Genomic DNA, 26,761 nt, shown 5'->3' on the forward strand with positions numbered 1-26,761 from the left:
GATGTCCACGACGCGCCAGGCACAGACGGTGGCGCAGGCGACCGGTGGGCAGCTCCTCACAACCGAGGAGGGCAAGCCCACGAACCGGGTGAGGCTGGACGGGGACTTCGAGTCCCACCGGGCCGCGGTCGAGGCGGTGACGGTGCTGTTCCAGCTCGCCACCGACGACGGCACTCCGGTTCCCTCCGGCTGGGTGCTACGAGGAGCGACATTCGAGGTCGAGTGGCCGAGGGAGCCTGGGCAGGCTCGCAAGATCAGGTCCCACTTCGGAGCGAGGCGCTTCGCCAGGAACTGGGCGCTCGCGACCGTCAAGGCCAACCTCGAGGCGAAAGCCAAGGACCCGGGCCACGTCATGGTCCCCTGGACGCTCGCAGCGCTTCGCAAGCGCTGGAACCAGGTGAAGCACGAGGTCGCCCCTTGGTGGGCCGAGAACTCCAAGGAGGCCTACGCCTCGGGGATCGCGGACCTGGTCGTCGCACTCTCGAACTGGAAGGCGTCGAAGGAAGGGAGGCGCAAGGGCCGGCGCGTGGGGTTCCCCCGCTTCGAGTCCAAGCACCGGACGCGAAACCGTGTGCGCTTCACGACCGGTGCCCTGCGCCTGGAGCCCGACCGCAGGCACATCACGCTTCCGGTGATCGGAAGCCTGCGGTCGAAGGAGAACACCCGCCGCCTGGAACGCCACGTGGCCAAGGGGAACGCCTGGCTGCTCTCGATGACCCTCTCCGAGCGGTGGGGACGGCTGTTCGTGTCCATCTCTTACGCCGTGCGGACGCGGATCGTGGCCAGGACGCCACCACTAGGGGTGGGGAAGCGGGATCGGGCCGGTGTCGACCTCGGGCTTCGGACCTACGCCACGGTCGCGGACAGCGACGGTTTGGTCACCGAGTTCCCGAACCCTGCGCCCCTTCGGGCAACGCTCGTCGAGCGGCGCAGGGTCGCCAGGCAGATGTCGCGACGCATCCCGGGCTCGAGGGGCCACCGGGCGGCGAGAGCCAAGCTCGCCCGGCTGGACCGACGGGCGGTTCACCTGCGTCGCGAGCACGTCCACCAGTGCACGCGTTTCTTGGTGGACCACTACCACGAGGTCCACATCGAGGACCTCGACCTCGCAGCGATGCGGCGCAGCATGGGCAGGAGAGCCTTCCGGCGGGCGGTCGGTGATGCCGCCCTCGGGGCGTTCCGACCCGTCCTCGCCTACAAGGCCGAGGACGGCGGCACGAGGGTCGTGGTGGCCGACCGCTTCTTTGCCTCCTCCAGGGTCCACCACAGCTGTGGCGGCGTCCTCGTCGGCTCTACCAAGCTGGCAAAGACCCTCACCTGCCGTGCCTGCGGCAGGAGCGTAGATCGCGACCGCAACGCTGCGCTGAACCTCCGCGACTGGCCGGGTCACGCCAGTCCTGGCCCAGTTGGGGCCAGCGCCCCGTTCGTTCCCGGGCCACCTCGTGGTGGTACAGGCGGCGGGTCCGACGACCGGGGGACCGGTCGCCGGACGAGGCAGCGTAAGACCCCGGTTTCCGAGGCCGCGGCCGGTGAGGCGAGAACCAAAGCCCGCGCCAAGCGGGCCGAGGAACCTCGAAAGAGGTGCAACTGACGATGCTCACTCACGTTCACTCAGTTGCAACGGTGGCCGAAAGCGCACGCGGAGGTGGCCGCAGCGGGTACGGTCCCCTCCATGCCCCGTTTCGCCCGTCACCGCCGCGCTCGTTGGCGCCGGCCCACCCCCAGCGGGGACCTGCTGCCGGCCATCGGTCGAGGTCGTCGGGGACCCGCGGATGAGGTCCAGGAGTCCGGCGACGCCGAGGAGTTGAGGGCCACGGAGCCCGAACCGAGGGGGCCGAGTGCCGAGGCCGGCGTCCCCGGCCCAGCGGGTGGGTCGGACCGGCCGAAGGTGCGGTTGTTGCGCACGGAGGCCGAGCTGCAAGAGGCCCGGGCTCGGGCGGCGGCCCAGCTGGCCCGGATCTCCGAGGCCATGGGACCCGCGGCCCGGGAGCGGCTCGGGGCCTCGGGGAGGCAGGCCGAGGCCGAGCCGGCCAGCTGGAGCTGAGCGGCGCCGGGGACGCGGACGAGGCACGAGGAAGGGAGCGCCATGGGCAGGCGAGCGGCAGACCTCCTGGTGGAGTGCCTGGAGGCCGAAGGGGTCCGGATGGTCTTTGGCATCCCCGGTGAGGAGACCCTCGACCTCTCCGAGGCCCTGGACCGCTCGAGCGTGACCTTCGTGCCGGTCCGTCACGAGCAGGGCGGGGCCTACGTGGCCGACGTGCTGGGCCGGTTGACCGGCAGGGCCGGGGTGGCCCTCGGCACCTTGGGCCCAGGGGCCACGAACCTGGTGACGGCGGTGGCCGACGCCTACCTGGACCGGGCCCCCCTGGTGGTCCTGACCGGCCAGGCCGACCTGGAACGCATGCACAAGGAGAGCCACCAGTACGTCGACGTGGTCTCCCTCATGCGGCCGGTCACGAAGTGGAACGCCCGGGTCGCCGACCCGGCCATCGTGCCCGAGGCGGTCCGCAAGGCCTTTGCCGTGGCCGAGCAGGAAAAGCCCGGCGCGACCCACCTGGAGCTGCCCGAGGACGTCATGGCCGCCGAGGTGCCCCCCGACCTCGGCCCCATGGCCCGCAAGCCACCGGTGCGGCCCGAACCCGCCGACCGGGAGCTGGTCCGGGCGGCCGAGCTCATCCGCTCGGGCCGCCGGGTGGTCTGCCTGGCCGGCAACGGGGTGGTCCGGGCGGGGGCGGCCCCCGCCCTTCGGGAGTTCTGCCGGGCGACCGGCATCCCGGTGGCCGAGACCTTCATGGCCAAGGGCCTGGTGCCCGCCGACTCGGTCTACGCCCTCGGGGCGACCGGTCTGCAGGCCGGCGACTACACCATGGCCGGGTTCGAGGAGGCCGACGTGGTGGTGGCCGTCGGCTACGACCTGGTGGAGCAGGCCCCCCGGCAGTGGAACCCGCGGGCCGACAAGACGATCGTCTGCGTGGACAGCGTGCCGGCCGAGATCGACCGGTTCTACGACCCGGCAGTCGAGCTGGTCGGCGACATCTACCACATCTTGCTGCGGCTGGCCGAGGAGTGCCGGGGCCAGGTGAGCCCTGGGGGGTCCTCCCGGCTGCGGGACGTCACCACCGCCCTGCTGGCTTCGGCCCGGCACGACCACCGCTTCCCCATGCACCCGGCCCGGGTTCTCGGGGAGATCCGGGACCTGCTCCGGCACAGTGACGTGCTGGTCTCGGACGTGGGCCTCCACAAGCTCTGGATCGGGCGGGTCTTCCCGGCCTTCGAGCCCCAGACCACCTTGATCGCCAACGGCTTGGCCGGCATGGGCTTCGCCGTGCCGGCGGCCATCGCCGCCAAGCTGGTCCGGCCCGACGCGCACGTCGTGGCGGTCAGCGGAGACGGGGGGTTCCTCATGAACGTCCAGGAGCTCGAGACCGCCCAGCGCCTGGGCACGAGCTTCGTGAACGTGGTCTGGGAGAACCAGGAGTTCGGCTCCATCACCTGGAAGCAGGAGCGGCGCTTCGGGCGGCACTTCGGCACCGAGTTCACCAACCCCGACTTCGTCCGGCTGGCCGAGGCGTTCGGTCTGGCCGCCTGGCGGGTGGAGCGTCCCGAGGAGCTCGGGGAGCGGCTCCGCCAGGCCCTGGCCGCGCCGGTGCCGAGCCTGGTGGTGGTGCCGGTCGACTACTCGGTGGACGTGGCGGTGGCCGAGGAGCTCGGGGCGGCGACGACCGCTACCTGAGCGCGCCGGCCCCGGTCGGCACCCGCCAGCTGGTGGCGGGGCCCGAGGGGCGCTCGAGGCGAACGGGCGGGCACGACGAGGACGAGACGAGAAGAAAGAGAGGAAGGCCGAGGCATGGGCGAGGTACGGACCATCGACCCCACGAGCGGGGAGGAACTGGCCAGCTACCGGACGGCCACCGAGGAGGAGCTCGACGCCGTCTTGGACCGGGCGGCCGCCACCGCCCGGCGCTGGGGCCAGCTGCCGGTCGAGGAGCGAGCCGAGGGCTTACGGCGCCTCGCTCGGGCCATGCGGGAGCGGCGGGAGGAGCTGGCCCAGCTGGCCACGGCCGAGATGGGCAAGCCGATTGCCGAGTCTCGGGCGGAGGTCGACAAGTGCGCCTGGGGCCTGGAGTACGCCGCCGAGCTGGCCCCGGCGGCCCTGGCCCCCGAGCCGGTCGACACCGGGGCGTTGGAGAGCTACGTGCGCTTCGACCCCCTGGGGGTCGTGCTGGCGATCATGCCCTGGAACTTCCCGTACTGGCAGGTCATCCGGGCCGGGGCTTCGGCCATGGCCGCCGGCAACGTCCTGGTGCTCAAGCACGCCGACAACGTCACCGGCTGCTCGCTGGCCCTCGGGGAGCTGGTGGCCGCCGCCGACCTGCCCCCGGGGCTCCTGGCCCCGATCGTGGTCGAGGTCGAGCGGGTGGCCGGCATCATCGCCGACCCCCGGGTCGCAGCCGTGACCCTGACCGGCAGCACCCGGGCTGGCCGGGCCGTGGCGTCCCAGGCCGGGGCGGTGCTGAAGAAGTCGGTCCTCGAACTGGGCGGCTCGGACGCCTTCGTGGTCCTCGAGGACGCCGACCTGGCTGCGGCGGCCGACTGGCTGGTCCGGAGCCGCTTCCAGAACGTCGGCCAGAGCTGCATCGCCGCCAAGCGGGCCGTGGTGGTCGAGTCGGTGGCCGACGAGCTGGTGGGCCGGGTGGTGGAGGGGGTCGGCCGGCTGGTGGTCGGTGACCCTCGGGACGAGAAGACCACGGTCGGTCCCATGGCCCGCCGGGACCTGCGCGACGGCCTGGCCCGGCAGGTCGAGGGGACCCGGGCGGCCGGTGCGCAGCTGCTCGTCGGTGGCCGGGTCCTGGACCGGCCGGGCTGGTTCTACGAGCCGACCGTCCTCGACCACGTGCCCCCGGGGTCCCCTGGGCGGGTCGAGGAGGTCTTCGGCCCGGCTCTCTCGGTCGTCCGGGTGCCCGACGCGGAGGCGGCCCTGGCCGTGGCCAACGAGACCGAGTACGGCCTGGGCTCGAACCTCTGGACCTCGGACCTCGAGCGGGCCCGGACCCTGGCGGGCCGGATCCAGGCGGGTCACACGGCGGTGAACGGCATGACCGCCTCGGACCCCCGGCTGCCCTTCGGCGGGATCAAGTCCTCCGGTTACGGCCGGGAACTCGCGTGGTCAACGGCCCGGCTGGCCCGCCGCCTCCGGGGGGCGCGGCCACCGAGTGAGCAGCCGGCGGTACCGGTCGGCGGTGGCCCGGTCGAAGGCCACCAGGCGGATCTCCTCCAGTCGGCTCGGGGTGGTGAGCAGAGTGCCGACCGCCACCTCGGCGGCCTCCTCCGGGGGGTAGCCGTAGGCGCCGGTGGCGATGGCCGGGAAGGCGATGGAACGGGCGCCGAGCTCCTCGGCGACGGCCAGGGACCGCCGGTAGCAGGAGGCCAGGACCTCCCGTTCCCCCCGGCCCCCGCCTCGCCAGCGGGGACCGACGGTGTGGATGATCCAGCGGGCCGGCAAGCGGAAACCCGGGGTGGCCTTGGCGTCCCCCGGCGGGCAGCCCCCCAGCGCAGCGCACGCCGCGTGGAGCTCGGCGGCCCCCGCGGCCCGGTGGATGGCGCCGTCCACCCCGCCGCCCCCGGCCAGGTGCTCGTTGGCCGCGTTCACCACCGCGTCGACCGCCTGGACGGTGATGTCCCCTTCCACCACCACGATCGTGGGTCGGCCCACCCTTCGACGATAGGCTCGGGGACGGCCAGGTGGAACGGGCCCCGGGCGAGGCCAAGGGGTGGGGCATGCGCAGCGGATCGGGAGGCGGGACGCCGAATCGCCCCTGGCGGCGGGCCCTCGGCGGTTTCCTGGCCGTCTGCGCCCTGGGTGTGGGCCTGGCCAGCGCGGGGGACAGCGGAGCTCAGGCGAGCAGCGTGACCCCGGTCGTCGCATTCGGGGCGAGCCCGACACTCGGGTGGCCGAACCCGACCACCCTTGTCGGGCCGGTGGTCGCCATGGCCCGGACCCCCGACGGCAAGGGCTACTGGCTGCTCGGCGCCGACGGCGGGGTGTTCAGCTTCGGTGACGCCCGCTTCTTCGGGTCGGCGGCGGTCGGCGGCTCGGGACCGGCGGCGGGCAACCTCCCGCCACCGATGAGCCCCTCGCCCTTCACGGCGATGGCCCCCACCCCGGACGGCCAGGGCTACTGGTTGGTCGACAGCGTCGGTGACGTCGGGGCCTTCGGCGACGCCGGCTTCTACGGCTCGATGCAGCAGGTGCCCGGCTTCGGCCTGCGGGGACCCGTCGTGGCCATCGAGCCTACCCCCGACGGCAAGGGCTACTGGCTGGCGGGGGCCGACGGCGGGGTGTTCAGCTTCGGTGACGCCCGCTTCTTCGGCTCGGTCCCTGGCTTGCCTCGATCCCTCCGACCGAGCTCGCCGGTCGTCGCCCTGGTGGCGACCCCCGACGGCCAGGGCTACTGGGAGGCCACCGCCGCTGGTGACGTCTACAGCTTCGGGGACGCTCCCTTTTTCGGTTCCCTCGGCCGGGTCCACCTAGCCGCGCCCATCGTGGCGATGGTGCCCACCCCCGACGGCAAGGGCTACTGGCTGGCGGGGGCCGACGGCGGGGTGTTCAGCTTCGGTGACGCCCGATTCTTCGGGTCCCTCGGGGCCGCACCCCCCTCCCGGCGGACGCCGGTGGTGGCCATGGCGAGCAGTGCCGGCGGGGCAGGCTACTGGTTGGCCACGAGCGGGCGCACCCTGCCGCCGGCGGCGCTGCCCGCGGTCCTCGACCGGTGCAACTTTCCCGAGTCGGGCCCAGCGATCGAGCCCGCCACCATCGTCTTGGCCTGCGGCGACGGGAACGCCTTCCTGGGCCACCTGGACTGGTCCACCTGGACCGCGACCGAAGCTCAGGGCAGCGGCCTGTTCTTCCACAACACCTGCCAGCCGGACTGCGCCGACGGGACCTTCGTCGCCAGCCCAGCGACGGTCACGCTCAGCGACCCTGTCCTGACCGGTGCGGGCTTCGAGTTCAGCATGTTGGAGTACCACAGCCCGGGCAGCGGCTTCTCGCCGCCGCCGTTCCTGATCCCCACGAACGCCGGCTGAGCCCACCGGCGAGGACCCGATGCGGCGAGGATGGTCGGGTGCCCCGGGTATTCGTCGCTGTCTACGCCGATCCCGCCGTCCGGGCGGCCCTCGAGGAGGCCCTGGCTCGATTGCGCTCGGCGCCCGAGGCGGGCCGGGTCCGGTGGGTGCGACCCGAGCAGTGGCACGTCACCCTCCAGTTCCTCGGGGAGGTTGCCGAGCTGGCTCCCCTGTCGGCGGCCCTCGACCGGCTGGCGGGGAGCGGGCCGGTCGTGGCTCGGCTCGGTCCGGCGAGCGGCTGGCTTCCCGGCGGTCGGGTCCTCCAGGTCCCGGTGGTCGGCCTCGACCCTGTGGCCGCCCGGGTCCGGGACCAGCTCAGGGCCGGTGCGCGGGTTCCCGAGGGGGGCGACCTCCCGTTCCGAGGCCACCTGACCCTGGGCCGGGCCCGGGGGAGGCCAGTGCCCGACCGGTCGCCCCAGGGGGCGGGCGGGTCCGCGTGGTGGGAGGTGCCGTGCACCGCCGAGCTCGCGGTCGAGGAGCTGCTCCTGGTCGTCTCGACCCTGGGGGCCGGCCCGCCCCGACACGAGGTGGTGCACCGGGTGGCGCTCCGAGCGTGAGCGGGACCAGGGCTGGGACGGCCAGCATGAGTGGCGTGAACAGATGTTCGGGTCTAGGCTGGGGTGGGCCGGGGAGCCCGAGGATCCACCCCCGTGTCACAGCCGCTGCCTAGGGTCGGCCCCGTCGGAGCGGTCAGGAAGGTCCGGACGAGGAGGAGTGCAGAGGCATGGAGCGGGAGAAGGCCCTGGACATGGCCCTGGGGCAGATCGAGAAGCAGTTCGGCAAGGGCTCGATCATGCGGATGGGCGAGAACCTGCACATGCAGGTGGAAGCCATCCCGACGGGGGCCATGGCCCTCGACCGGGCGCTCGGTGTGGGCGGCCTGCCGCGGGGCCGGGTGGTCGAGATCTACGGCCCCGAGTCCTCGGGGAAGTCGACCCTGGCGCTGCACGTGGTGGCGGAGGCTCAGCGCAACGGGGGGATCTGCGCGTACATCGACGCCGAGCACGCCATGGACCCGACCTACGCGAAAGCCATCGGGGTGAACATCGACGACCTGCTGATCTCCCAGCCCGACACGGGGGAGCAGGCCCTCGAGATCGCCGACATGCTGGTGCGTTCGGGGGCCCTGGACGTGCTGGTGGTGGACTCGGTCGCCGCCTTGACCCCCCGGGCCGAGATCGAGGGGGAGATGGGCGACGCCCACGTCGGGCTGCAGGCCCGCCTGATGTCGCAGGCCCTCCGGAAGCTGACGGCCAGCCTCTCGAAGTCCAAGACCATCGCCATCTTCATCAACCAGCTGCGGGAGAAGGTGGGGGTCCTCTACGGCTCTCCCGAGGTCACGCCAGGGGGACGGGCGTTGAAGTTCTACTCCTCGGTGCGGATCGACATCCGGCGGGTGGAGGCCATCAAGGACGGGTCCGAGGTGGTCGGCAGCCGGACCCGGGTGAAGGTCGTGAAGAACAAGGTGAGCCCCCCGTTCAAGACGGCGGAGTTCGACATCATGTACGGCACGGGCATCAGTCGGGAGGGCTCGCTCCTGGACGTGGCGGTGGACCTGGGCCTGGTGAAGAAGTCCGGTGCGTGGTTCACCTACGAGGGTGAGCAGCTGGGCCAGGGTCGGGAGAACGCCAAGGCTTTCCTCCGGGAGACCCCTGAGCTGATGATCGAGCTGAACGAACGGGTGCGGGCGGCGCTGGCCGCCGAGCGGGGCGGGGGCTCGACTGGGGCGGTCGAGGACCCCGAGGCCGAGGAACCCACGGGCATCCCCTCCTGACCTCGACGAGCGGGCACCCGAGCGGCGCTAGCGTCGGCCGGTGCGCGGCGTGAAGCGGGTTGAGAAGCGATGAGGGTCGACGAGCGGCCCGAACGGGCCGGTCGGCCCGGGCGGCAGTGGCTGGTGGCCCGACGGGCACGGCTGGAGCAGCGGGCTCGTCGGGCCATCGCGGCGGCGCTGCACGCCGGGTGGGCGTGGGTCGGCCAGTACGGGGCTGTGGGACCCGACCACCCTTGGGCGAAGCGCTTCGGGGCCTTCGGGGAGGGCAGCGTGCTGTGCTTCCCCCCGGGCACGGTCTACAACGAGCGCTACATCCGGATCGGCCGCGGAACGATGGTGGGCCCCTACGTGACCCTGTCGGCTGGGATCGCCCCCGGCCAGCGGATGCTGACGGACCCGGTGGTGCGGATCGGTGACCGGGTGGTGTTGGGTCGGGGGAGCCACGTGGTCGGTCACCTGGCCATCGAGATCGGTGACGACGTCCAGACCGGGCCCTACTGCTACGTGACCGATCAGAACCACGGGTACGAGGACCTGGGGGAACCGATCGGGACGCAGCGACCGACCGAGGCCCCGGTCTCCATCGGGGCGGGCAGCTGGCTGGGGGCAGGGGTCGTGGTCTTGCCCGGTGCCCGGATCGGTCGGCACGTGGTGGTGGGGGCGGGCTCGGTGGTGACCGGGGAGCTGCCGGACAACTGCGTGGCCGTCGGGGCGCCGGCCCGAGTAGTCCGGGCCTACCACGACGGGGAGGGGTGGCGACCCAGGCGACGTGCGGTGGGTTCCTGGTGGCTCCAGGCCGGGGAGGGAGGAGCCGATGGCTGACCTATGGCCACGACGATCGAGCCGGGACCCGCGCCCTGGGCGGGAACGGGGCCTGCTAGCGTCTCGGAGATCACGACGCCGCCTGCTGCTGACCGCGGCCAGTCGGGTGCGGACGACCCGACCGAGCCGCCCGGCGCCGAGCACCGCACTGTCCTTCACCTGCCGTCGTTCCGGGCCCTCATCCGTCATGCCCTGCCGGCGGTGGTGGAGAGCACGATCGGCCCGGCTGCCCTGTTCTACCTGGTCCTGAGCTTCTCGGGCTTCCGGGGAGCCCTGCTGGCTGCCTTGGCCTGGGCCTACGCCTCGTTCGCTCGCCGGCTGCTGCGCCGGGAACGGGTCTCGGGGCTGCTGCTGCTGGCGGTGGTCATCTTGACCCTGCGGACCGCTGTCTCGTTCGTCACGGGTTCGGCGTTCCTCTACTTCGTGCAGCCCTCGGCTGGCACCTTCGGGGTGGCCCTGGTCTTCGTGGTGACGGCCCTGCTGGGCCGGCCGATCGTGGAACGCTTGGCCCGGGACTTCTGCCCCTTGGATCCCGAGCTCCTGGCCCGCAGCCACGTCCGGCGCTTCTTCCAGCGGGTCTCCCTGCTGTGGGCGGCGGTCCTGTTGACCAACGTGGCCTTCGGCCTCTATTTCCTGCTGGAGAGCTCCCTGCGAACCTTCGTGCTGGAGCGCACGGCCCTCTCCGCCGGCCTGGAGGGTCTCGGGGTGGCCCTGTCGGTCCTCTGGTTCGTCCGAACCATGCGGAAGGCGGGGATGACGGTGCGGTTCTCGGGCCGGAGCCTCCACCCGGCGCCGGCCCCGGCCCTGGCGGGTTCGGAACCCGCCGATGGTCGGCTCGGCCCCGAGGCCTGACCGCCGGCCACCGGCCTCGACCCCCTCCGCTGCTCCCATGAAATGTTGCGGAGTCAAATAGTGTTGGGGGAGAGGACGGCAAGGAATGGGAGGTAGCCGATGCCTGCGGTGACCGTCGAGGACATGGGACGTCTCCCGCGGCTGGGTCCGGTCCCGGGGGCTCGGCCGCGGCGGGTCCGGCAGGTGACGACCGCCCCGGCGGGCCTCGAGGGTGAGGGGTTCCCGGTCCGCCGGGCCTTCGCCGGGGTGGCCCTGGCCGACCTGGACCCCTTCGTGCACATGGACCAGATGGGCGCGGTGGAGTACGCGCCGGGGGAGCCGAAGGGGACGCCGTGGCACCCCCATCGGGGCTTCGAGACGGTCACCTACATGATCGACGGGACCTTCGAGCACCAGGACTCCATCGGGGGTGGCGGGGTCATCACGAACGGCGACACCCAGTGGATGACGGCTGGTGCTGGCATCCTGCACATCGAGCGGCCCCCCGAGGCCCTGGTGCAAAGCGGCGGGCTGTTCCACGGCATCCAGCTCTGGGTCAACCTGCCCCGGGCCAAGAAGATGAGCCCCCCGCGCTACCAGGACATCCGGGGCACGAGGGTGGCCCTCGGGGCGAGCCCGGACGGCGGGGCCCTGCTGCGGGTCATCGCCGGATCCCTGGGTCCGCTGGCGGGGCCCGGGGTGACCCACACGCCCATCACCCTGGTGCATGCCACCTTGGCCCCTGGGGCCCAGCTGGTGGTGCCCTGGCCCGAGCGGCAAAACGCCCTGGCCTACGTGCTGGCCGGCCAGGGCACGGCGGGGACCGAGAAGGTGGGGGGACCCTCGAGCTGGAGGCGGCCCAGGCCCAGTCGAGCGCTGAGCCCACCTTCGAGGTCCTGCTCCTCGGCGGTGAGCCCATCCGGGAGCCGGTCGTGGCCTACGGCCCCTTTGTGATGAACAGCCGGGAGGAGATCGCCCAGGCCTTCGAGGACTACCAGCGGGGTCGGCTCGGCCAGGTCCCGGTCGAGCACATCGGGGGCTAGTTCGGACGGGGCTCGTTCGGACGGGGGCTAGTTCGGGCAGGCCTCGAGGACGACGGCGGCGTTGTGGCCCCCGAAGCCCAAGGAGGGCTTCAGCACCGGGGCCTCGACCGCCGCCGTCAGGCCGTCGAGGAGCCGGGGATGGCCGTGGCGGCCGAGGCGGGGGGGTGCGGGGATCACGCCGGTCTCGAAGCTGAGCAGGCTGGCCAGCACCTCGACGGCAGCCGACGCGCTCATGCAGTGGCCAACGAGGGGCTTTACCGAGAAGATCCCCTCGGCTGCCGGCAACAGCTCGTCCAAGATGGCCAGCTCGACCTGATCCGAGCGGGGGTTGCCGTTGCCGTAGCCGTTCACGTAGGCCACCTCCTCGGGCGCCAGCCCGGCGTCCTGGAGGGCCCGGCGGACGCAGCGGGCCACCTCGGGGGCCCCCGGCGGGATGGCCGTGGGGTGGAAGGCGTCGTGGCTCATGGCGCCCCCGAGCAGCCGGCCCCGGCCGGGCAGGGGGGTGCGGGTGACCAGCATGGCCACGGAGGCCTCCCCGATGCCGAAGCCCAAGGTGTCCTCCTGGAAGGCCAGGCAGGACTCCAAGGAGGGCCGGTCCAAGACGGCCGGGGCCAGGTTGGCGAGCGAGCGGCAGTTCTCGGGGGTCGAGGAGATGTCGGTCGAGATCACCAGGACGTCGTCGGCCTGGCCGGTGGCGATCCAGAGGCGGGCGGTGAGGAGGGCGGCGAGCCCCGAGGCGCACATGGCGGTGACCGCCATGGCCGGTCCGTGGACGTCGAACTCCCGCATGACCTCCATGAGGACCGTCGAGGGCATGAGCTCGAGCCACTGGCGCCGAGTGGTGCCGAGGCCCTGGCGGTGGTGGTAGGTGCGCCAGAGGTCGACCTCCCCCAGGGTCACCCCGTGGACCAGGCCCACCACCTCGCCCGGTTGCCAGCCCCGCTGGCGGGCGTCGGCCACCGCCTCCCGGGCCGCGGCCCGGACGGCCCGCATGAAGCGGCTGGGGCCGTCGTCGGGGTCCCCGCCGTCCTCCACCCGGGCGATCCAGCCCAGGTCCTCCTCGAACCAGGGGGAGAACCCGCCCTCGAGCCGGCAGGCCGGCTTCTGGGCGTAGAGCCCCTGACGGAGTCGGTCCATGCCCCAGCCGTAGCCGGTCACGGCGCCGGCCCCGGCGATCGTGACGGCCGGCCCTAGGGCCTCGGGTCGGGGGGAAGCAGCCATGGCCCGTCGTCCTTCCTACCGGCACTGCCGGTCTCGCCGATTACGCGGCCACCGTCAGCCTAAAGGAACAAGTTGTGGTTGTGAAGTGACATTACGTAGCGTGAGGTGACCATCCACCTGTTTGGCTGCACAGGGTGGTAGACAACCCGCGTTATGGGTTTTTGCCCTGGTTGGTCGGGAAACAGGATCAAGTTGGCTCCCGGAACTGCCGATGCCGGGATCCGTGGCGCTCCGAGACCCCAGACTGGACGACGCCTCCCTGGGGGGCAGGGGGGTGCGGGCGCGCCAGGACCGGCCGGCGGGGACCTCGACCTCGACGGTTGGGCTGCCGAGGCGATCGCCGGAGGTGGGCCCTCGGGCCAGTGGCCTGCCGGCGGTCCTCCTGGGCGAGCTCGCCGGGGTGGGGGTCTGGGAGCTCTGGCCCGGGGAGCCCGAGGCTCGCTGGCCGGTGCCCATCGAGCGGCTGCTCGGCCAGGGCCTGGTGGCGGCCGGTGCCTGGCTGGACCAGCGGGGCGCTCCGGCGGACGGCGTTCAGCCGGTCGGGCCCGGTGAACTGCCCAATGCGCTCCTCGCGCCGCTGGTCCGGGCCATCCGGGCCGGGCTGGCCGGGGATCGGGCGGAGCTGATCCGGGAGGTCGTGACCGTGGACCGCTTGACCCGCCGGATCCTGCTCCGCGGGCAGCGGGTGCCCGATGGGGGCGAGGGCCACTGGGTCGGGGTGGCCACCGAGCTGGCCGACCCGCCCGCCCCGGGAGCCGCCTTCGGGGAGCCGGAGATCGCCGAGCGGCTCCAGCTGCTGGTCGAGCACTCCCCGGACGGGGTGGCCGTGCACCAAGACGGCCTGGTGGTCTACTGCAACGCCACCGCCGCCCGGATGGTCGGCTACGAAGACCCCGCGGCGTGCCTGGGCCGCCCGGTCCTCTCGTTCATCCGGGCCGACTGCGTCCGAGGGGTCATCAGCCGGATCCGACGACTGCGGGTCCCGGGTGACGTCGTGAAGGGGCACCGCATCAGCCTCGTGCGGCCCGACGGCTCGGAGCTGGAGGTCGAGCTGGCCAGTGCCATGACCAGCTGGGGTGGCCGGCCAGCCATCCAGGTCATCCTCCACGATGTCTCCGAGCGGACCGCTGCCCAGGAGGCCGAGGCGGCCCGGCGGGCCACCGAGCGGCGCTACGCCGCCGCGGTGGCCGCCCTGGAGGAGGCCGTGGTGGTGTTCGACGCCCAGGGCGGGGTCCAGGCGGCCAACCGGGCGGCCCGGCGGATCCTGGGCAGCCGGCTGCAGCAGGGCGTCGCCGACGGGGTCCTGACGGGCGCCGGACGGGCTGTGGACCCCGAGGGCCAGGCGCTGGCGCCGACGGAGCTGCCGGTGGCCCGGGTGCTCTCGGGTCGGGTGCCGGTGGCCAGCGCCACCGTGGGGGTCCAGGGAGACGACGGGCGAGAGCAGTGGCTGCGGGTCACGGTCCGACGGCTCGACGAGCCGGGGGCCGACGGGGTGGCGGTGTGCTCGGTGGCCGAGATCACCGAGCACAAGCAGCTCGTGGACCGGCTGGCCTGGGAGGCCCGCCACGACGGGCTGACGGGCGTGCTGAACCGGGCCGGCCTCGTGGCCCACCTCGAGGGGGTGCTGGCCGACCCGCTCGTGGCCGAGGCGAGCTGCGTGGTGGTCCTGGACCTGGACCGCTTCAAGCTGGTGAACGACTCCCTGGGGCATGCGGTGGGCGACGAGGTCCTCCGGGCGGTGGCCGGCCGCCTGGCCGAGGCCGTCCCGGCCGGTTCCACCCTGGCCCGGATCCACGGGGACGGCTTCGCCGTGGTGATCGGCGGGGTCCACTCGGGCGACGAGGCCCTCGCCTGGGGCGACTACCTGCGGGCGGTGGTCGGCGAACCCCTTCGGCTGGCGGCAGGGCGGACCCTCGGCCTGCAGGCCTCGGTGGGGGTCTGCCGGGCCAGTGGCGGCAGCGACCCCGACCGGCTGCTGCGGGACGCCGACCTGGCCATGCTGGAGGCCAAGAACCGCCGTCGGGGCCGCGCCGCCCTCTTCGACGCCGGCCTGCGGGAGGAGATCGGCGGGCGGATGGAGCTGGAGCACGACCTGCGGGCTGCGGTGGCCCAGGGGCAACTGCGGGTCGAGTACCAGCCCGTGGGGGCCCTGGCCGACGGCCGAGTGGTGGGTCTCGAGGCCCTGGTGCGCTGGGACCACCCCAACCACGGCCGACTCCTCCCGGCCCGCTTCATCGGCCTGGCCGAGGAGTCCGAGCTCATCAGCACCCTGGGGGCCTGGGTCCTGGTCCAAAGCTGCAGCCAGATGGCCCGTTGGCGGGCCCGGCACCCCCAGGCCGCCGAGGCCTTCGTGGCGGTGAACGTCTCGCCCCGCCAGCTCGAGGGCCCCGACCTCCTGCCCGCGGTCGAGGAGGCCCTGCGGCGCAGCGGCCTGGCCCCCTCGGCCCTCGTCCTCGAGATCACCGAGTCGGGGTTCGTGGCCGAGGACCCGCACGTGGCCAAGGTCCTCGAGGACCTCCGGGACCTCGGGGTCCGGTTGGCCATCGACGACTTCGGGGCCGGGTACTCGTCCCTCGGCCAGCTCAAGCGCCTGCCGGTGGACTTCTTGAAGATCGACCGGGTCTTCGTCGAGGAGCTGGGCGCCAACCCCCGGGACGACCTGGTGGTCTCGGTGGTGGCCGAGCTGGGCCACGGGCTGGGGTGCCAGGTCATCGCCGAGGGCATCGAGGAGGAGCGCCAGCGGGCCGCCGCCTGGCGCCTGGGCTGCGACCTCTACCAGGGCTACCTCCTGGCCCGGCCCCTGACGGTCCGCCAGGCCGGGGCCCTGTGGGGGCCGGCCCGAGGGTGAGGCCCCGGACGATCCTTGCCAGGGCCCAGGGGGCCTGCCTAGGCTCTCGCCCCGTTATGCGCATGCGGACCGCGAGGCGGCCCGCCGCACCTGGGGCCAGGGGGGTCGGGGGACGACTGGCGGGTGTGGCGGCTGCGGTGCTGGGGCTCGGGCTCATCGGCGCAACGCTCGGGGCGCAGCCCGCCCTGGCCGGCGAGACCCTCCAGCAAGCCCAGAGCCAAGAGCAGCAGCTGGCCAGCCAGATCGCGGCCGAGAGCGCCAAGATCGACCACCTGGCGTTCCTCTACGACCAGGCCCAGACCGAGGAGGCCCAGACCCAGGCGGCCATCGCCACGGCCACTGCCCAGCTGGCCAAGGCCGAGGCCTCGGCCGGTGCCGCTCGGCGCCAGCTCCGGACGGACGCCCTGGAGGCCTACATGGGCGGGGCCGGGACCGGCGGCGTCCTGGCCCTCTTCCAGGACAACCCGAACCAGGCCGCCGCCCAGCAGGAGTACCAGGGGATCTCCGATGCCCGGCTCCAGGCTGCGATCGAGCAGTACCGGCTGGCCGAGGCCCAGGTGACCCGGACCCGGGAGAGCCTCGACGCCAAGGAGCACCAAGAGCAGCAGGCCGTGGCCAAGCTGGCCTCGGCTCAGCAGCAGGCCCAGGCCGAAGTGGCCGCTGAGCAGGCCCAGCTGGCCCAGGTGAAGGGCAACGTCGCGCAGCTCCTGGCGGAGGCGCACGCCATCGAGCTGGCCAAGGAGCGCCAGGCGGCCGAGCAGGCCGCTGCCCAGCAGGCGGCGCTCCTGGCCCAGCAGCAGGCCCAGGCCCAGGCCCAGCAGCAGGCCCAGGCCCAGCAGCAGGCCCCGAGCAGCGGCGGTGGGGGCGGTGGGGGGTCGGCGCCGGCCCCGGCGCCGGCCCCGTCGGGGAACTGGGCCCAGGAGGCCCAGGTGGCGGTCCAGACCGCCCTGGCCCAGGTCGGCAAGCCCTACCAGTGGGGCGGGGCCGGCCCGAACAGCTTCGACTGCTCGGGCCTGGTGATGTACGCGTGGGAGGCGGCGGGGGTGGACCTGCCGCACTACTCGGTGGCCCAGTACGACGACACGACCCACGTGCCCGAGTCGGCCCTCCAGCCTGGGGACATCGTGTTCTACAACTCGCCCTACGACGGGCCCTTGGGCCACGAGGCCCTCTACATCGGCAACGGGCAGGTGGTCCAGGCCCCGATGACCGGCATGGACGTGATGGTGACCTCCATCACGTGGGCCGGGCCGCCGGTGGCCTTCGGGCAACCCGGCTGAGCCGGTCCTTGCCGTCGCCTGGGGGGATGGTGAGCGAGGCCAGCGGGCCCGTCGAGGTGGCCTTCGGGCCGGGCACGGCCCAGTGGCGGGAGCCGATCGGGGCGGCCGTGCTGGCCCGGCTGGACGAGGTGGTGCGGGCGGTGGCCGAGGCCACCGACGGCCGGGATCCCCTGCCCCTGGACCCTGAGGTCCGGGCCACGATCCAGGCGGATCAGGAACGCTCGGCCCGCCTCGGGGCGGTGCTCTTCGGCCGGTGGCTCGCCGAGGGCCGACCGCCGAGCCGGGAGGACCTGGGGGAGCTGGGGCAGGTGGGCCGGCGGCTGGCCAAGGTGGCCGGGCCGGTCACCCGGGTGGTGCGGGCCAACCTGGCCTGGCTGGCCTGCATCCGGCGGCTGCTCCAGGAGGAGGGGGCCCAGGTGGGCGCGCCGGCCGAGCTGGTGGACAGCCTGGTGGCCTGCGCCGAGCAGTCCATGGGGGCCAGCCTGGTCCGCATCGCCCGGCAGTTCGACGAGCAGCTGCGCCAGAGCGAGGAGCAGCTGGCCGCCAAGGAGCAGGACCTGGCCCGCCAAGCCCGCCAGGACCCCTTGACCGGGGTGCTGAACCGCCTGGGCCTCTACGAGGAGCTGGCTCGCTGCTGCGCCCTCGGCGGGGCCGGCGAGGGCCAGGGGCGGGCCCCCCAGGGGATCCGGGGGCTTGGGCCGGCCCTGGTCTTCGTGGATCTCGACGGCTTCAAGGCGGTGAACGACGCCCAGGGGCACCGGGTGGGGGACGCTGCGCTGGTGGCCCTCACCCGGCGGGTCAGCGGGGCGGTGCGTCACGGCGACGTCGTGGCCCGCTACGGCGGCGACGAGCTCGTGGTGGTCTGCCGGCGGGTGCCCCACCTGGGCTGGCCCTGCCAACTGGCGGCCCGGATCCTCTGCCAGCTGGCTAAGCCGGTCGAGGTCGAGGGCCTGGAGCTGCAGCTCGGGGGGAGCGCCGGGGTCGCCATCGCCCTCGGGCCGGGCTGCCACCCCGACCAGCTCCTGCGGGCTGCCGACGCCGCCATGTACCGGGCCAAGGCCAAGGGCGGGGGACAGTTCGTCTTGACCTTCGTGGCGCCCGAACCCGCCGACAACCCGGCGGGCCTCGCCCGTCCGCGCCCCGCCACGAGCGCAACCTAGACACGTACTCGCTCGTCCTGCTTGCGATCGAGGGGGGCGGGCCGTAGGGTGGGCCCATGGGTGTCCTCGACGGTCGACGACACGGGGCGTGGGCGGCCCACGGCTCCCGGGCGCGGCGCCCGTCGCCGCGCACGACGCGGCGGGTCCTCGGCGGGGTGCTCGGGGTCGGCCTGGCCGGGCTGGCCCTGGTGGCCTGCGGGTCCGGTGGCAGCCTGGCGCGCTCGGGCCCGGCGCGCTCGAGCGCAGCCGGCTCGAGCACGGCGACGACCGGTGCGGCCAGCGGGCAGCCCCGGGGCGGGTTGGCCGAGGTGGCCTACGCCGGGGCGCTGCTGCCGCTGAACGAACAGACCATCGGCCCGGCCTTCGAGCGGGCCACCGGCGACCACTACCAGGGCCGCGGCGGGGGCTCCTACGGCCTGGCTCGGGAGATCCAGGCGGGGGAGATCCGGCCGACGGTCTTCGAGAGCATCGGGGGCGGACCGATCGAGCTGCTCGAACCCCGCTTCACCCGCTGGTGGGTCCAGGTGGCCTCGAGCCCCCTGGTCCTGGCCTACAACCCGAGCGGTCCGGACGGGCCGCTCTTCGAGAGGGCCGCGGCCGGGAAGGTGCCGCTCAAGGACGTCTTCTTGGCCATGGCCAAGCCGGGGTTCCGTCTGGGGCGGACGAACCCGGCGACCGACCCCCAGGGCCAGGCCTTCGTCATGATGATCGAGCTGGCCCAACGGGACCTGGGCCTGCCGGCCGGCATCGTCGACCAGATCCTGGGTGCCGGGGCCCGCCATGGCGGGGGGAACCAGCAGCAGATCTTCGCCGAGACGGCCCTCGACGCCCACCTGGAGGCCGGCCAGCTCGACGCCGCCTCGGCCTTCTTGTCCCAGGCGGTCCAGCTCCACCTCCACTACCTGCGCCTGCCGGCGGCCATCGACTTCGGGGACCCGGCCGAGGCCAGCGCCTACGCCCAGGCCAGCATCGTGGTGCCCGGCAGCCAGCCCGGCTCGACCGAGACGGTCCACGGGGCGCCGCTGGTGGTGGACGCCACCGTGCTGGACCAGCCCGGGACCTCTCGGGCCGATCGGGCCGCCGCCTGGGCCTTCGTGGCCTACCTGTTCTCTCCGGCCGGCCGCCAGGCCTTCGAGCGGGCCGGTTACCAGCTCGTGCCGCCCACGATCAGCGGGCCGGCCAGCGCCGTGCCGGCCCTGATCCGCCGGGCCGTGGAATCGGCCGGGTCGACGAGCGGAGCAGCGGGGTAGACGCCGGTGGCAGGCCTGGCGCTGGGGGAGAGGGCCGGGCACCGGCCGGGAGGCCCGGCGCTTTGGCGCCTGGCCGGCCTGGTCGGCCTGGGCGGCTGCCTGCTCGTCTGGCTGGTCCTCCTCGGCCCGCTCGGGGCCCTCCTGGCGCACCTGCGCCCGAGCGTCGTCGGCCGAGCCTTGAGCGCCCCGGGGGCCCTCGGGCCGCTTGTGACCTCCCTCGAGGCCAGCGCCCTGGCCCTGGCGCTCCTCGTGGTCCTCGGCACCCCCCTGGCCTGGGCCATGGCCCGTGACCGCCTGCCGGCTCCCCGAATCATCGAGGCCGGGGTGCTGGTCCCGCTGCTGATGCCCCCCCTGGTGATCGGCCTGCTGCTGGTCTTCCTGGCAGGACCGGCCACCCCGGTGGGCCGGGCCCTCGGGCTCGTCCACCTGAGCGCCTCGGACACCTTCTTCGCCCTGGTCCTCGCCGAGCTCTACGAGGCCGGCCCCTACTACGTTCTCGGTGTGGCCGCGGCCGTGCGGAGCGTGGACCCGGAGCTGGAGGCCCAGGCGGCCCTCCTGGGGGACCCCTGGCCGCGGGTGGCCCGACGGGTCACGCTGCCCCTCGCCGCCCCCGGGGTGGCCAGCACCCTGGCCGTGGCCTGGGCCCGGGCCATCGGGGCCTTCGGCGCGGTCATCATCGTCGCCTACCACCCCTACGGCCTGCCCATGCAGATCTGGGTGACCCTCGAGGAGCAGGGCCTGCCGGCCGCCTTGCCCTTCGCCCTCGTGCTGCTCGTCGTGGCCCTCCCCCTGCCCCTCCTGGGCCTGCTCTGGGCGGCCCGGACCCAGCGGGCCGCCCAGGTCGAGCCCCTGGAGGTGCCGGGGTGAGCGAGCCGGCCCGCCAGGGCCTCGACGCCCAGGTGCTGGTGGTCCGCCGGGCGCTGTCCGTGGCGGCCAGCCTGGCCGTGCCCCCGGGTCGGGTCCTCGGGATCCTCGGGCCCTCGGGGGCCGGGAAGTCCAGCGTCCTGGCCGCCCTGGCCGGCCTCGCTCCCCTGGCCGAGGGCCACGTCCGCCTCGACGGTCGGCTCCTCGCCGAGGCCCGACCGGGCCGCCGGCCTCACGGGCTGCCCCTGCGGGAGCGGGGCATCGGCATGGTCACCCAGCGCCTCGGCCTCTTCCCCCACCTGACGGTGGCTGAGAACCTCGGCTACGGGGCGCCCGGGGGGGCCCGGGACCCCGAGGTGGCCCGCCTGGGGGCGGCCCTCGGCCTGGACGAGCTCCTCGGCGCCCGGCCGCCGCGGCTCTCGGGGGGCCAGCGCCAGCGGGTGGCCCTCGGGCGGGCCCTGGCCGGCCGGCCCCGGTTGCTGCTGCTCGACGAGCCCTTCGGTGCCCTGGACGCCGCCTGGCGGGAACGGGTCCGGGCCCTGGTGGCGAGCGAGGTGGCCCGCCGGGCCCTGCCGACCGTCCTCGTCAGCCACGACCTGGCCGACCTGAGCAGCCTGGCCGACACGGTGCTCGTCATGGACCAGGGCCAGGTCCTCCAGGCCGGTCCCCTCGCCGGGGTCCTCGGGGCCCCGGCCAGCCAGCGGGTGGCCGAGCTCGTCGGCTACCGCTGGTTCCTGCCCCCAGGGGCGCTCCGCCCCCACCCGGGGGAGACGGCGAGCGGCGGACCGGGCCTGCCGGAGGGGACGAGCCTGATCGGCCTGCACCCGGCCCTGCTCGCCGGGCCCGGCGGCCCCCCGAGCGAGGTCCGGTCGGCGGGCAGCGAGGCAGTCGAGGCCGACTGGTGGCTGGTCGGGCAGGTCGAAGGGGCGAGCGACCAGGGCTTCTGGGTCGAGCTGCGCCTCGGCGTGGCGTCCCCGCTCGGCGCGCCGAGGGTCACCCTCGGGGTGCCCCTGCCCCCGGGCGCCGGGGTGCCGCCGGCCGGGTCGGCGTGGGCCGTGCCCCTGCGGCCGGCGCCCTGCTTCGACGCCGCCGGCGCGCTCGTCGGCCGGCTCGGGGCGAGGAGCGTTGCCGGTGCCCGCGGCTGAGACACCCCGGCGGCTCCGGCTGGCCCGGCTGGCGGCCGGGCTGTCCCAGGACCAGCTGGCCGAGGCGGTTGGGGTGAGCCGGCAGGCCATCGCCGCCATGGAGCGGGGCCGCCACGACCCCTCCCTGGCCGTGGCCCTGCGGCTGGCCGCGGCGCTGGGCAGCACCGTGGAAGAGCTCTTCGGGGGGGAAGCCGAGGTGCCCGGCGGCCGGGCGCGCTTGGCCCCGGCCGCCCAGCCGGGGGAACGGGCGATGCTGGAGCGGGCCGGAGGCCGGCTGGCAGTAGCCGGGGTGGGTGGCCAGCCCGTGGGCTTCGGCCTGGTGGGCGACGTGGCCGCCGGGTTCGGGCTCCGGCCGGCCTCGGCCCAGCTGAGCGAGACCGTCGGGCTGCTGGCGGAGGAGGACCCCGAGGTGACGATCCGGCCGCTTCGGCCCAATCGTCCCACGGTCGTGGTGGCCGGCTGCGACCCGGCCCTGGCGCTGCTCGCCGAACCGCTGGGCCGCCAGGACCCGCCCCTGGACCTGCTCTGGTGGCCCTGCTCGAGCCGCCGGGCCCTGGCCCTCCTGGCCGCCGGCCTGGTGCACGCCGCCGGGGTCCACGGTCCGCGCGACGCGCTGCCCGGGGTCGGCCAGGTCGGCCCGGCGCTGGCCGACCAGGGCGGGGGGGTGGTCGTGGGGTTCACCCACTGGGTCGAGGGCCTCGTCCTCGCCCCCGAGCTGGCCGAGCAGGTCGACGGGGTGGCGGCCCTGGCCGAGCAGGGGCTGCGGGTGGCGAACCGGGAGCCGGGGGCCGAGGCCAGGCGGGTCCTGGAGGACGAGGCCGCCCGGGCCGGCGTGCCCCTCGCCGCCCTGCCCGGGGCCGACAGCCAGGTGCCCGGCCACCTGCAGGTGGCTTCGGCGGTGGCCAGCGGGCTGGCCGACGCCGGGGTGGCCCTGGAGCCGGCGGCGCTCCTCTTCGGCCTCGGCTTCGTCCCCCTCGTCGAGGAGCGCTTCGACCTCGTGGTCCCCCGGGCCCGTCTCGCCGACCCCGAGGTGCGGGGTCTGCTCCAGGCCCTCGGGGGGGACCTGCGCCGCCAGCTGCTCGCCGTCCCCGGCTACGGCACCGGGGACCTCGGCGAGGTCCTGGCGACCCTCTGACCCGCCGACGGGCCGCGCCGGGGGGCGCCGGCCCGGGCCAGGGCGCGGGCCAGGCGCCGGGCCTCCTCGGCCTCGGCGGCGCCCGGTGGTCGAGGCCCGAACCAGGCCGCGGCGACCAGGTCCTCCAGGGCCTGGGCGGCCTCGGCCAGCGGCTCGGGCAGGGGTGCCAGCGCGGGCCGGGCCGCCAGGCGCCGGGCAGCTCGCCGGTGAGCCCGGGCGATCCGCCGACGGGCCTGGGCCGGGGACAGGGCCCGTCCCGAGGACAGGCCCAGGGCCCCGAGGCCGAGGAGGACGACGAGCACGAGGGCCACGACCAGCGGCCAAAGAACCCCCGACCCGCTCGGGGACGCGGCGGGCAGGGCGCTCGTCGAGGGGGCGGCCGCGTGGGCCAGGCCCAGGGGTCCCTGGAGGTGCCGGGCGGCTCGGGGGGCCGTGCCGGTGCTGCTCGGCAGCTGGCCGGGGCCCTGGACGCCGAGGGCCGAGGGCACCGTGCCGTGGAGCGAGCCGCTCGCCGGGCCGCTGCTCGCCACCGGGCCGGCACCCGGGAGGCCAGGGGTGCTGCCGACCCCCGTCGGGGCCGCCACCCCCCGCGCCGCGCTGCCGGCGGCGCCCGAGCCGCCGACCGCCGGAGGTGTCGGCTCGAAGGCCACCCAGCCGGCCGACCCGAGATAGACCTCCGGCCAGACGTGGGCGTCGGCGGCCGTCACGGCGAAGTGCCCGGGGCTGGTCTGCCGACCGGCGGTGAAGCCGACCGCCAGGACGGTCGGGAGGCCGTCGAGGCGGGCGAGGACCCCGAACGCCGAGGCGAACTGCTGGCAGTAGCCGGCCCGGGTGTCGAAGAGGAAGGCCGCCAAGGGGTTAGCGCCCCGGGGGGCCGGCGGGGGGTCCAAGGTGTAGCGGAACCGGGCCGAGGTCAGGTAGTCGACCAGGGCGACGGCCTCGTCGAAGGGGCTCTGGAGGCCGGCCACCAGGCGGTGGGCCAGGGCCACCACCGAGGCCGGGACGGCCGGCAGGCCGAGGGCCGGTCGGAGCCAGCCCGGCAAGGGGCTCGGCTCGGCCAGGCGGGCCAGGACGCTCGCCGGAGCGGTCTCGACCAGCGAGACCACCTCGTAGCGGCGGGGGTCGGGCCCGTTGGCCACGACGTCCCCCTGGGCGCCCTGGACCGTGGCGTGGGGGCCCCGGACCGACGCCGGGGTGGCCGCGGCCGGCAGCCAGGGGCTCTGGAGGTGGACCAGCTGGACCTCCTGGACCAGCCGGGTCCGCCCGAGCGTCGCCGCCCGCCGGCCCCGGGCCTTGGCCGGCGGGGCGATGGTCGGGCCTGGCACCCAGGCCGAGCCGGTGAAGCTGGCCAGGGTGGTGAGCTGCCAGTAGGTCGGGAAGCGGGCCGTGACCCGGAAGGCCAACAGGTTGGTGAGGCGGAGCTTCTCGGCTCGGAGGTCGGCGGTGGGCTGCCCCACGACCAGGCTGCTCCCCGAGCCGTGGCCCGGCGCGCTGCTCGTCAGGCGGTGGCCGGCCACCGGGGCGAGGGCCACCGCTGCGGTCACCAGGGTGGCCAGGGTCAGCGGGCCGAGGGCCGCCAGCGTGCGGGTCCGGCAGCAGAGCCCGAGGGTCAAGGCAGCCAGCACGACCCAGGCCACAAGGGCCCCGAGGTCCCTCCCGCTCGTCAGCCCGGCGCCGGCCCCGAGGAGGACCGCCGAGGGGACCAGACCGGCCAGGACCGGCCTCGGACACCCCGGCGCTCCCGTCCGAAGGGAACCCGCAGGACCTGGCAGCGCCCCGGCCAGGCCGACCGTGCCGAGGGCCCCGGCGAGCCCGGCCAGGGCGGCCAGGGCCAGTCGCAAGGGCCTGGTGGGCTCCACCGGGGGATGGGCCTGGGCCATGGCGGCGCGAACCGCCGAGACCGCCTGCCCCACGGCTCGGACGCTGCCGGGGCCCGGCAGCCCGACCAGGGTGGCCCCGGGCCGGACCACCCAGAGGGCCGCCAGGCACCCCAAGGCCCCGCCGAGCAGGGCCGCACCCACGAGCACCCCGGCGCCGTGCCGCCCAGATCGCCCGGCCCGTCGCCGGTCCTGGGCCAGTCCCAGGACCGCCCCCACCCCCGCGGCGCCGATGAGCGCGGCCGGCAGGGCAGCCAGCTCGACCCGAGGAGCCTGGTGGAACAGCGGCCAGAACGCCCCGACACCGGCCGAGGCGAGGGCCGCCGCCAGGGCCGCCCGCCCAGCCAGGGTCGGGAGCCCGCTCGGGGCACGGCGGGGGCGGCGACCAGCGGTCATGGGGCGAGGGGGGCGGCCCGAGGACGGGGCGGCGCGCTGGCCAGCCAGAGGGCGGCACGGACGAACGCCGCCGGGTCGGTGGACTCGACCACGAGGGGCGAGACGGCCGGCGCTCGGAGCTCGACGGACCGGGCCGCCTGGAGGGACCGCAGGACCAGGCCAGCGGCCACGGCGACGACCGCAGCCCCGGGGTCGGCCGGGTCGCTTGGCCCCGGTGACCCAGGGGCGACCCGGGTCGCTTCGGCCAGCTGGGCCAGGTCGACGACCGCGGTGGGCCGGGGAGCCGGGGCCGGGGGACCCGAGCGGAGGAGCAGGGTCCCGGTCCGGAGGCTGGCCGGCCAGTGGACCCGGGCCGGGGAGGCCACCCGGTCGGTCCGGACCAGGCCCGGCTCGGGGGGCGGCTCGGGCGGGCCGCCCGGGGACGGAGGGGTGAGGAGCCGATGGTCCGTGAGCCTCGGCGGGGGGAGCACCGGCACGCGGGCCGGTTCGAGGCGGCCGACCGGCCAGGCCCAGAGCCCGAGCGCGTCGAGCAGGTAGACGCTGGCGGCCGGCAGGGCCAGGATTCCCCGGTGGGCCGGCCGGGGCGGGTCCAGGAGGGCGGGGGCGAGCTGCCCGGCGGGGCCGACGAGGAGGGGCACGAGGGGCGGCCGGCGGCCCGGCCGGGGGGTGGCCAGGGGGTCGTCGGCCGCCAGGGACCCGACGGGGCCCGCCGTGCGCATCGGGACCCCGCCAGGGTCCTGCCAGGCGAGGGGGAGGGGCTGGCCGATCAGGCCGACCCCCGGCAGGGGGCTCGCCACCAGGCCACCGGGGCGCAGGCCAGCCCGGGACCGAGGTCGGGCCAGGGCGCTGGTCGCCAGCAGGGCCAGGAGGCCCGCGCCGAGACCCACGAGGGCCGCCACGGCGTCGAGCTCCCCCGCCACGACGAGGACCAGCCCGAGCGCGCCGAGCAGCCGACCCCGGGGCAACAGACGGGGCCAGCTGCTCACGGCGCCGCCCGGCGGGGACGGGGGCCGGCGCGGGCCGGGGCGACCGGCTGGTCGACGCCCGGCAGGGGCCCAGGACCGGGGGCTGGCAGCCGGGCCAGGACCTCGGCCAGCACCTCGGCCGGCCGGCGGCCGGCCAGGACGGCAGCTGGGGCCAGCTGGACCCGATGGGCCAGCACCGGCCCGGCGAGCTGCTGGAGGTCCCGGGGCACGACGAACTCCCGGCCCTCCACCAGGGCCAGGGCCCGGGCAGCCCGCTGGAGGCCGAGGCCGGCCCGCGGGGAAGGGCCGACGAGGACCGCTGGGTGGCGGCGGGTCTCGAGCAGGACCTCCAGGAGGTACTGGCGGACGGCCGGGGCCACGTGGACCTGGTCGACGGCGGCCCGCAGGCCCAGGAGCTCGTCGGGCCCGAGGGCGGCCGGCAGCTGGTCGGCTCGGCCGAGCAGCTCGCCCCGGGTCAACAGCTCCAGCTCGTCGGCCGGCTCGGGGTAGCCGAGGGCCAGGCTGAGCAAGAAGCGGTCCCGCTGGCTCTGGGGCAAGGGGAAGACCCCCTCGCTGTCGGCCGGGTTCTGGGTAGCGAGCACCAAGAAAGGCTGGGGCAGGCGGTGGGTGGTGCCGTCCACCGTCACCGCCGCCTCCTCCATGGCCTCCAGCTCGTCGGCCAGGACGATGTTCGCGAAGAGGGGTCCGGGGCGGAAGCGGAGCTCGCCGCTCCCGTCGGGCACCAGGGCGCCGGTCAGGTCCGCCGGCAGCAGGTCGGCGGTGCCCTGGACGCGGCGGACGCTCAGGCCGAGGCTCCGGGCCAGGGCGGTCGCCAGGGTGGTCTTGCCGACCCCCGGGAGGTCCTCCAACAGGACGTGGCCGCCGGCCACCAGGGCCACTAGGGCCAGGACGACGGCCTCGTGGTGGCCGACGACCACCTGGGCCACCTGGTCGAGGACCCGTCGCAGCGGCCCTGGCTCGGGCGGGCTGCCCGGGAGGCTCACGGGAGAGGGTCTAGCGGCTGG

At 75.2% G+C, this 26,761-nt stretch carries 20 protein-coding genes and 2 pseudogenes; 17 read left to right on the top strand and 5 right to left on the bottom strand.

Annotated elements, in window-relative coordinates; translation table 11 throughout:
* Position 1: 1 nt before the first annotated feature.
* From tnpB to Acit_RS00400, 4 genes and pseudogenes are all read left to right on the top strand, one after another.
* Positions 2-1,591, top strand: coding sequence for an IS607 family element RNA-guided endonuclease TnpB (gene tnpB / locus Acit_RS00385; RefSeq protein WP_248104966.1), 1,590 nt, complete (start codon positions 2-4; stop codon positions 1,589-1,591).
* A gap of 306 nt (positions 1,592-1,897) precedes the next feature.
* The gene (locus Acit_RS00390; protein ID WP_248104967.1) at positions 1,898-2,044 is read left to right on the top strand and encodes a hypothetical protein; all 147 of its coding nucleotides are present in this window, start codon (positions 1,898-1,900) and stop codon (positions 2,042-2,044) included.
* A 42-nt stretch (positions 2,045-2,086) separates the two neighbouring features.
* Complete coding sequence (locus Acit_RS00395; RefSeq protein ID WP_248104968.1) at positions 2,087-3,733, top strand: acetolactate synthase large subunit; 1,647 nt, start codon at positions 2,087-2,089, stop codon at positions 3,731-3,733.
* 114 nt (positions 3,734-3,847) lie between these two features.
* Positions 3,848-5,149 (top strand): annotated as a pseudogene (locus Acit_RS00400) (aldehyde dehydrogenase family protein); the annotation flags it as partial.
* A gap of 18 nt (positions 5,150-5,167) precedes the next feature.
* On the opposite strand, the gene Acit_RS00405 reads toward Acit_RS00400, so the two are convergent.
* Complete coding sequence (locus Acit_RS00405; protein WP_376745987.1) at positions 5,168-5,713, bottom strand: O-acetyl-ADP-ribose deacetylase; 546 nt, start codon at positions 5,711-5,713, stop codon at positions 5,168-5,170.
* A 194-nt stretch (positions 5,714-5,907) separates the two neighbouring features.
* Here Acit_RS00405 and Acit_RS00410 point away from each other — a divergent pair, with 194 nt between their 5' ends.
* The 6 genes and pseudogenes from Acit_RS00410 (at position 5,908) to Acit_RS00435 (ending at position 11,595) form a co-directional block, all read left to right on the top strand.
* A complete protein-coding gene (locus Acit_RS00410) occupies positions 5,908-7,086 on the top strand; it encodes a hypothetical protein (RefSeq protein ID WP_248104969.1) in 1,179 nt (392 codons plus the stop codon).
* 38 nt (positions 7,087-7,124) lie between these two features.
* Positions 7,125-7,682 carry a 2'-5' RNA ligase family protein gene (locus Acit_RS00415; protein WP_248104970.1) on the top strand — a complete coding sequence of 186 codons (558 nt, stop codon included), beginning with the start codon at positions 7,125-7,127 and terminating at the stop codon, positions 7,680-7,682.
* A 167-nt stretch (positions 7,683-7,849) separates the two neighbouring features.
* A complete protein-coding gene (gene recA / locus Acit_RS00420; RefSeq protein ID WP_248104971.1) occupies positions 7,850-8,899 on the top strand; it encodes a recombinase RecA in 1,050 nt (349 codons plus the stop codon).
* A 69-nt stretch (positions 8,900-8,968) separates the two neighbouring features.
* Positions 8,969-9,721 carry an acyltransferase gene (locus tag Acit_RS00425; RefSeq protein WP_248104972.1) on the top strand — a complete coding sequence of 251 codons (753 nt, stop codon included), beginning with the start codon at positions 8,969-8,971 and terminating at the stop codon, positions 9,719-9,721.
* Positions 9,722-9,724: 3 nt separating this feature from the next.
* Positions 9,725-10,573: a VC0807 family protein gene (locus Acit_RS00430; RefSeq protein ID WP_248104973.1), complete on the top strand. Its 849-nt coding sequence runs from the start codon at positions 9,725-9,727 to the stop codon at positions 10,571-10,573.
* Between the two features lie 99 nt (positions 10,574-10,672).
* Positions 10,673-11,595 (top strand): annotated as a pseudogene (locus Acit_RS00435) (pirin family protein).
* Between the two features lie 27 nt (positions 11,596-11,622).
* Here the strand turns inward: Acit_RS00435 and Acit_RS00445 are convergent.
* A complete protein-coding gene (locus tag Acit_RS00445) occupies positions 11,623-12,816 on the bottom strand; it encodes a beta-ketoacyl synthase N-terminal-like domain-containing protein (protein ID WP_248104975.1) in 1,194 nt (397 codons plus the stop codon).
* A gap of 346 nt (positions 12,817-13,162) precedes the next feature.
* Between Acit_RS00445 and Acit_RS12630 the strand changes: the two genes are divergently transcribed.
* The 7 genes from Acit_RS12630 (at position 13,163) to Acit_RS00490 (ending at position 22,498) form a co-directional block, all read left to right on the top strand.
* On the top strand, positions 13,163-15,664 hold the full coding sequence (locus Acit_RS12630) for an EAL domain-containing protein (RefSeq protein ID WP_312708847.1): 2,502 nt from the start codon (positions 13,163-13,165) through the stop codon (positions 15,662-15,664).
* Positions 15,665-15,801: 137 nt separating this feature from the next.
* Positions 15,802-16,944, top strand: coding sequence for a C40 family peptidase (locus Acit_RS00460; protein WP_248104976.1), 1,143 nt, complete (start codon positions 15,802-15,804; stop codon positions 16,942-16,944).
* Between the two features lie 29 nt (positions 16,945-16,973).
* Positions 16,974-18,104, top strand: coding sequence for a diguanylate cyclase domain-containing protein (locus Acit_RS13335; RefSeq protein ID WP_312708852.1), 1,131 nt, complete (start codon positions 16,974-16,976; stop codon positions 18,102-18,104).
* Between the two features lie 56 nt (positions 18,105-18,160).
* Positions 18,161-19,354: an extracellular solute-binding protein gene (locus Acit_RS00475; protein WP_248104977.1), complete on the top strand. Its 1,194-nt coding sequence runs from the start codon at positions 18,161-18,163 to the stop codon at positions 19,352-19,354.
* A 6-nt stretch (positions 19,355-19,360) separates the two neighbouring features.
* Complete coding sequence (locus Acit_RS00480) at positions 19,361-20,221, top strand: ABC transporter permease subunit (RefSeq protein WP_248104978.1); 861 nt, start codon at positions 19,361-19,363, stop codon at positions 20,219-20,221.
* A complete protein-coding gene (locus Acit_RS00485; protein WP_248104979.1) occupies positions 20,218-21,363 on the top strand; it encodes an ABC transporter ATP-binding protein in 1,146 nt (381 codons plus the stop codon). The genes Acit_RS00480 and Acit_RS00485 overlap by 4 nt, the downstream gene beginning before the upstream one ends.
* Entirely contained in the window at positions 21,350-22,498 is a 1,149-nt protein-coding gene (locus Acit_RS00490; protein ID WP_248104980.1) for an XRE family transcriptional regulator, read from the top strand. Before Acit_RS00485 ends, Acit_RS00490 begins: the two co-directional genes overlap by 14 nt.
* On the opposite strand, the gene Acit_RS00495 is transcribed toward Acit_RS00490, so the two are convergent.
* From Acit_RS00495 to Acit_RS00505, 3 genes are read right to left on the bottom strand one after another with little or no spacing between them, the layout of a single operon-like run.
* A complete protein-coding gene (locus Acit_RS00495) occupies positions 22,456-24,771 on the bottom strand; it encodes a transglutaminase domain-containing protein (protein WP_248104981.1) in 2,316 nt (771 codons plus the stop codon). The genes Acit_RS00490 and Acit_RS00495 overlap by 43 nt on opposite strands.
* Positions 24,768-25,757, bottom strand: a complete 990-nt coding sequence (locus Acit_RS00500) for a hypothetical protein (RefSeq protein ID WP_248104982.1) — start codon at positions 25,755-25,757, stop codon at positions 24,768-24,770. The genes Acit_RS00495 and Acit_RS00500 overlap by 4 nt, the downstream gene beginning before the upstream one ends.
* Entirely contained in the window at positions 25,754-26,740 is a 987-nt protein-coding gene (locus Acit_RS00505) for an AAA family ATPase (protein ID WP_312708871.1), read from the bottom strand. Before Acit_RS00505 ends, Acit_RS00500 begins: the two co-directional genes overlap by 4 nt.
* Positions 26,741-26,761: the final 21 nt, after the last annotated feature.

The organism is Aciditerrimonas ferrireducens (assembly GCF_023130475.1).
Classification (GTDB): Bacteria; Actinomycetota; Acidimicrobiia; order Acidimicrobiales; family UBA8190; genus Aciditerrimonas; species Aciditerrimonas ferrireducens.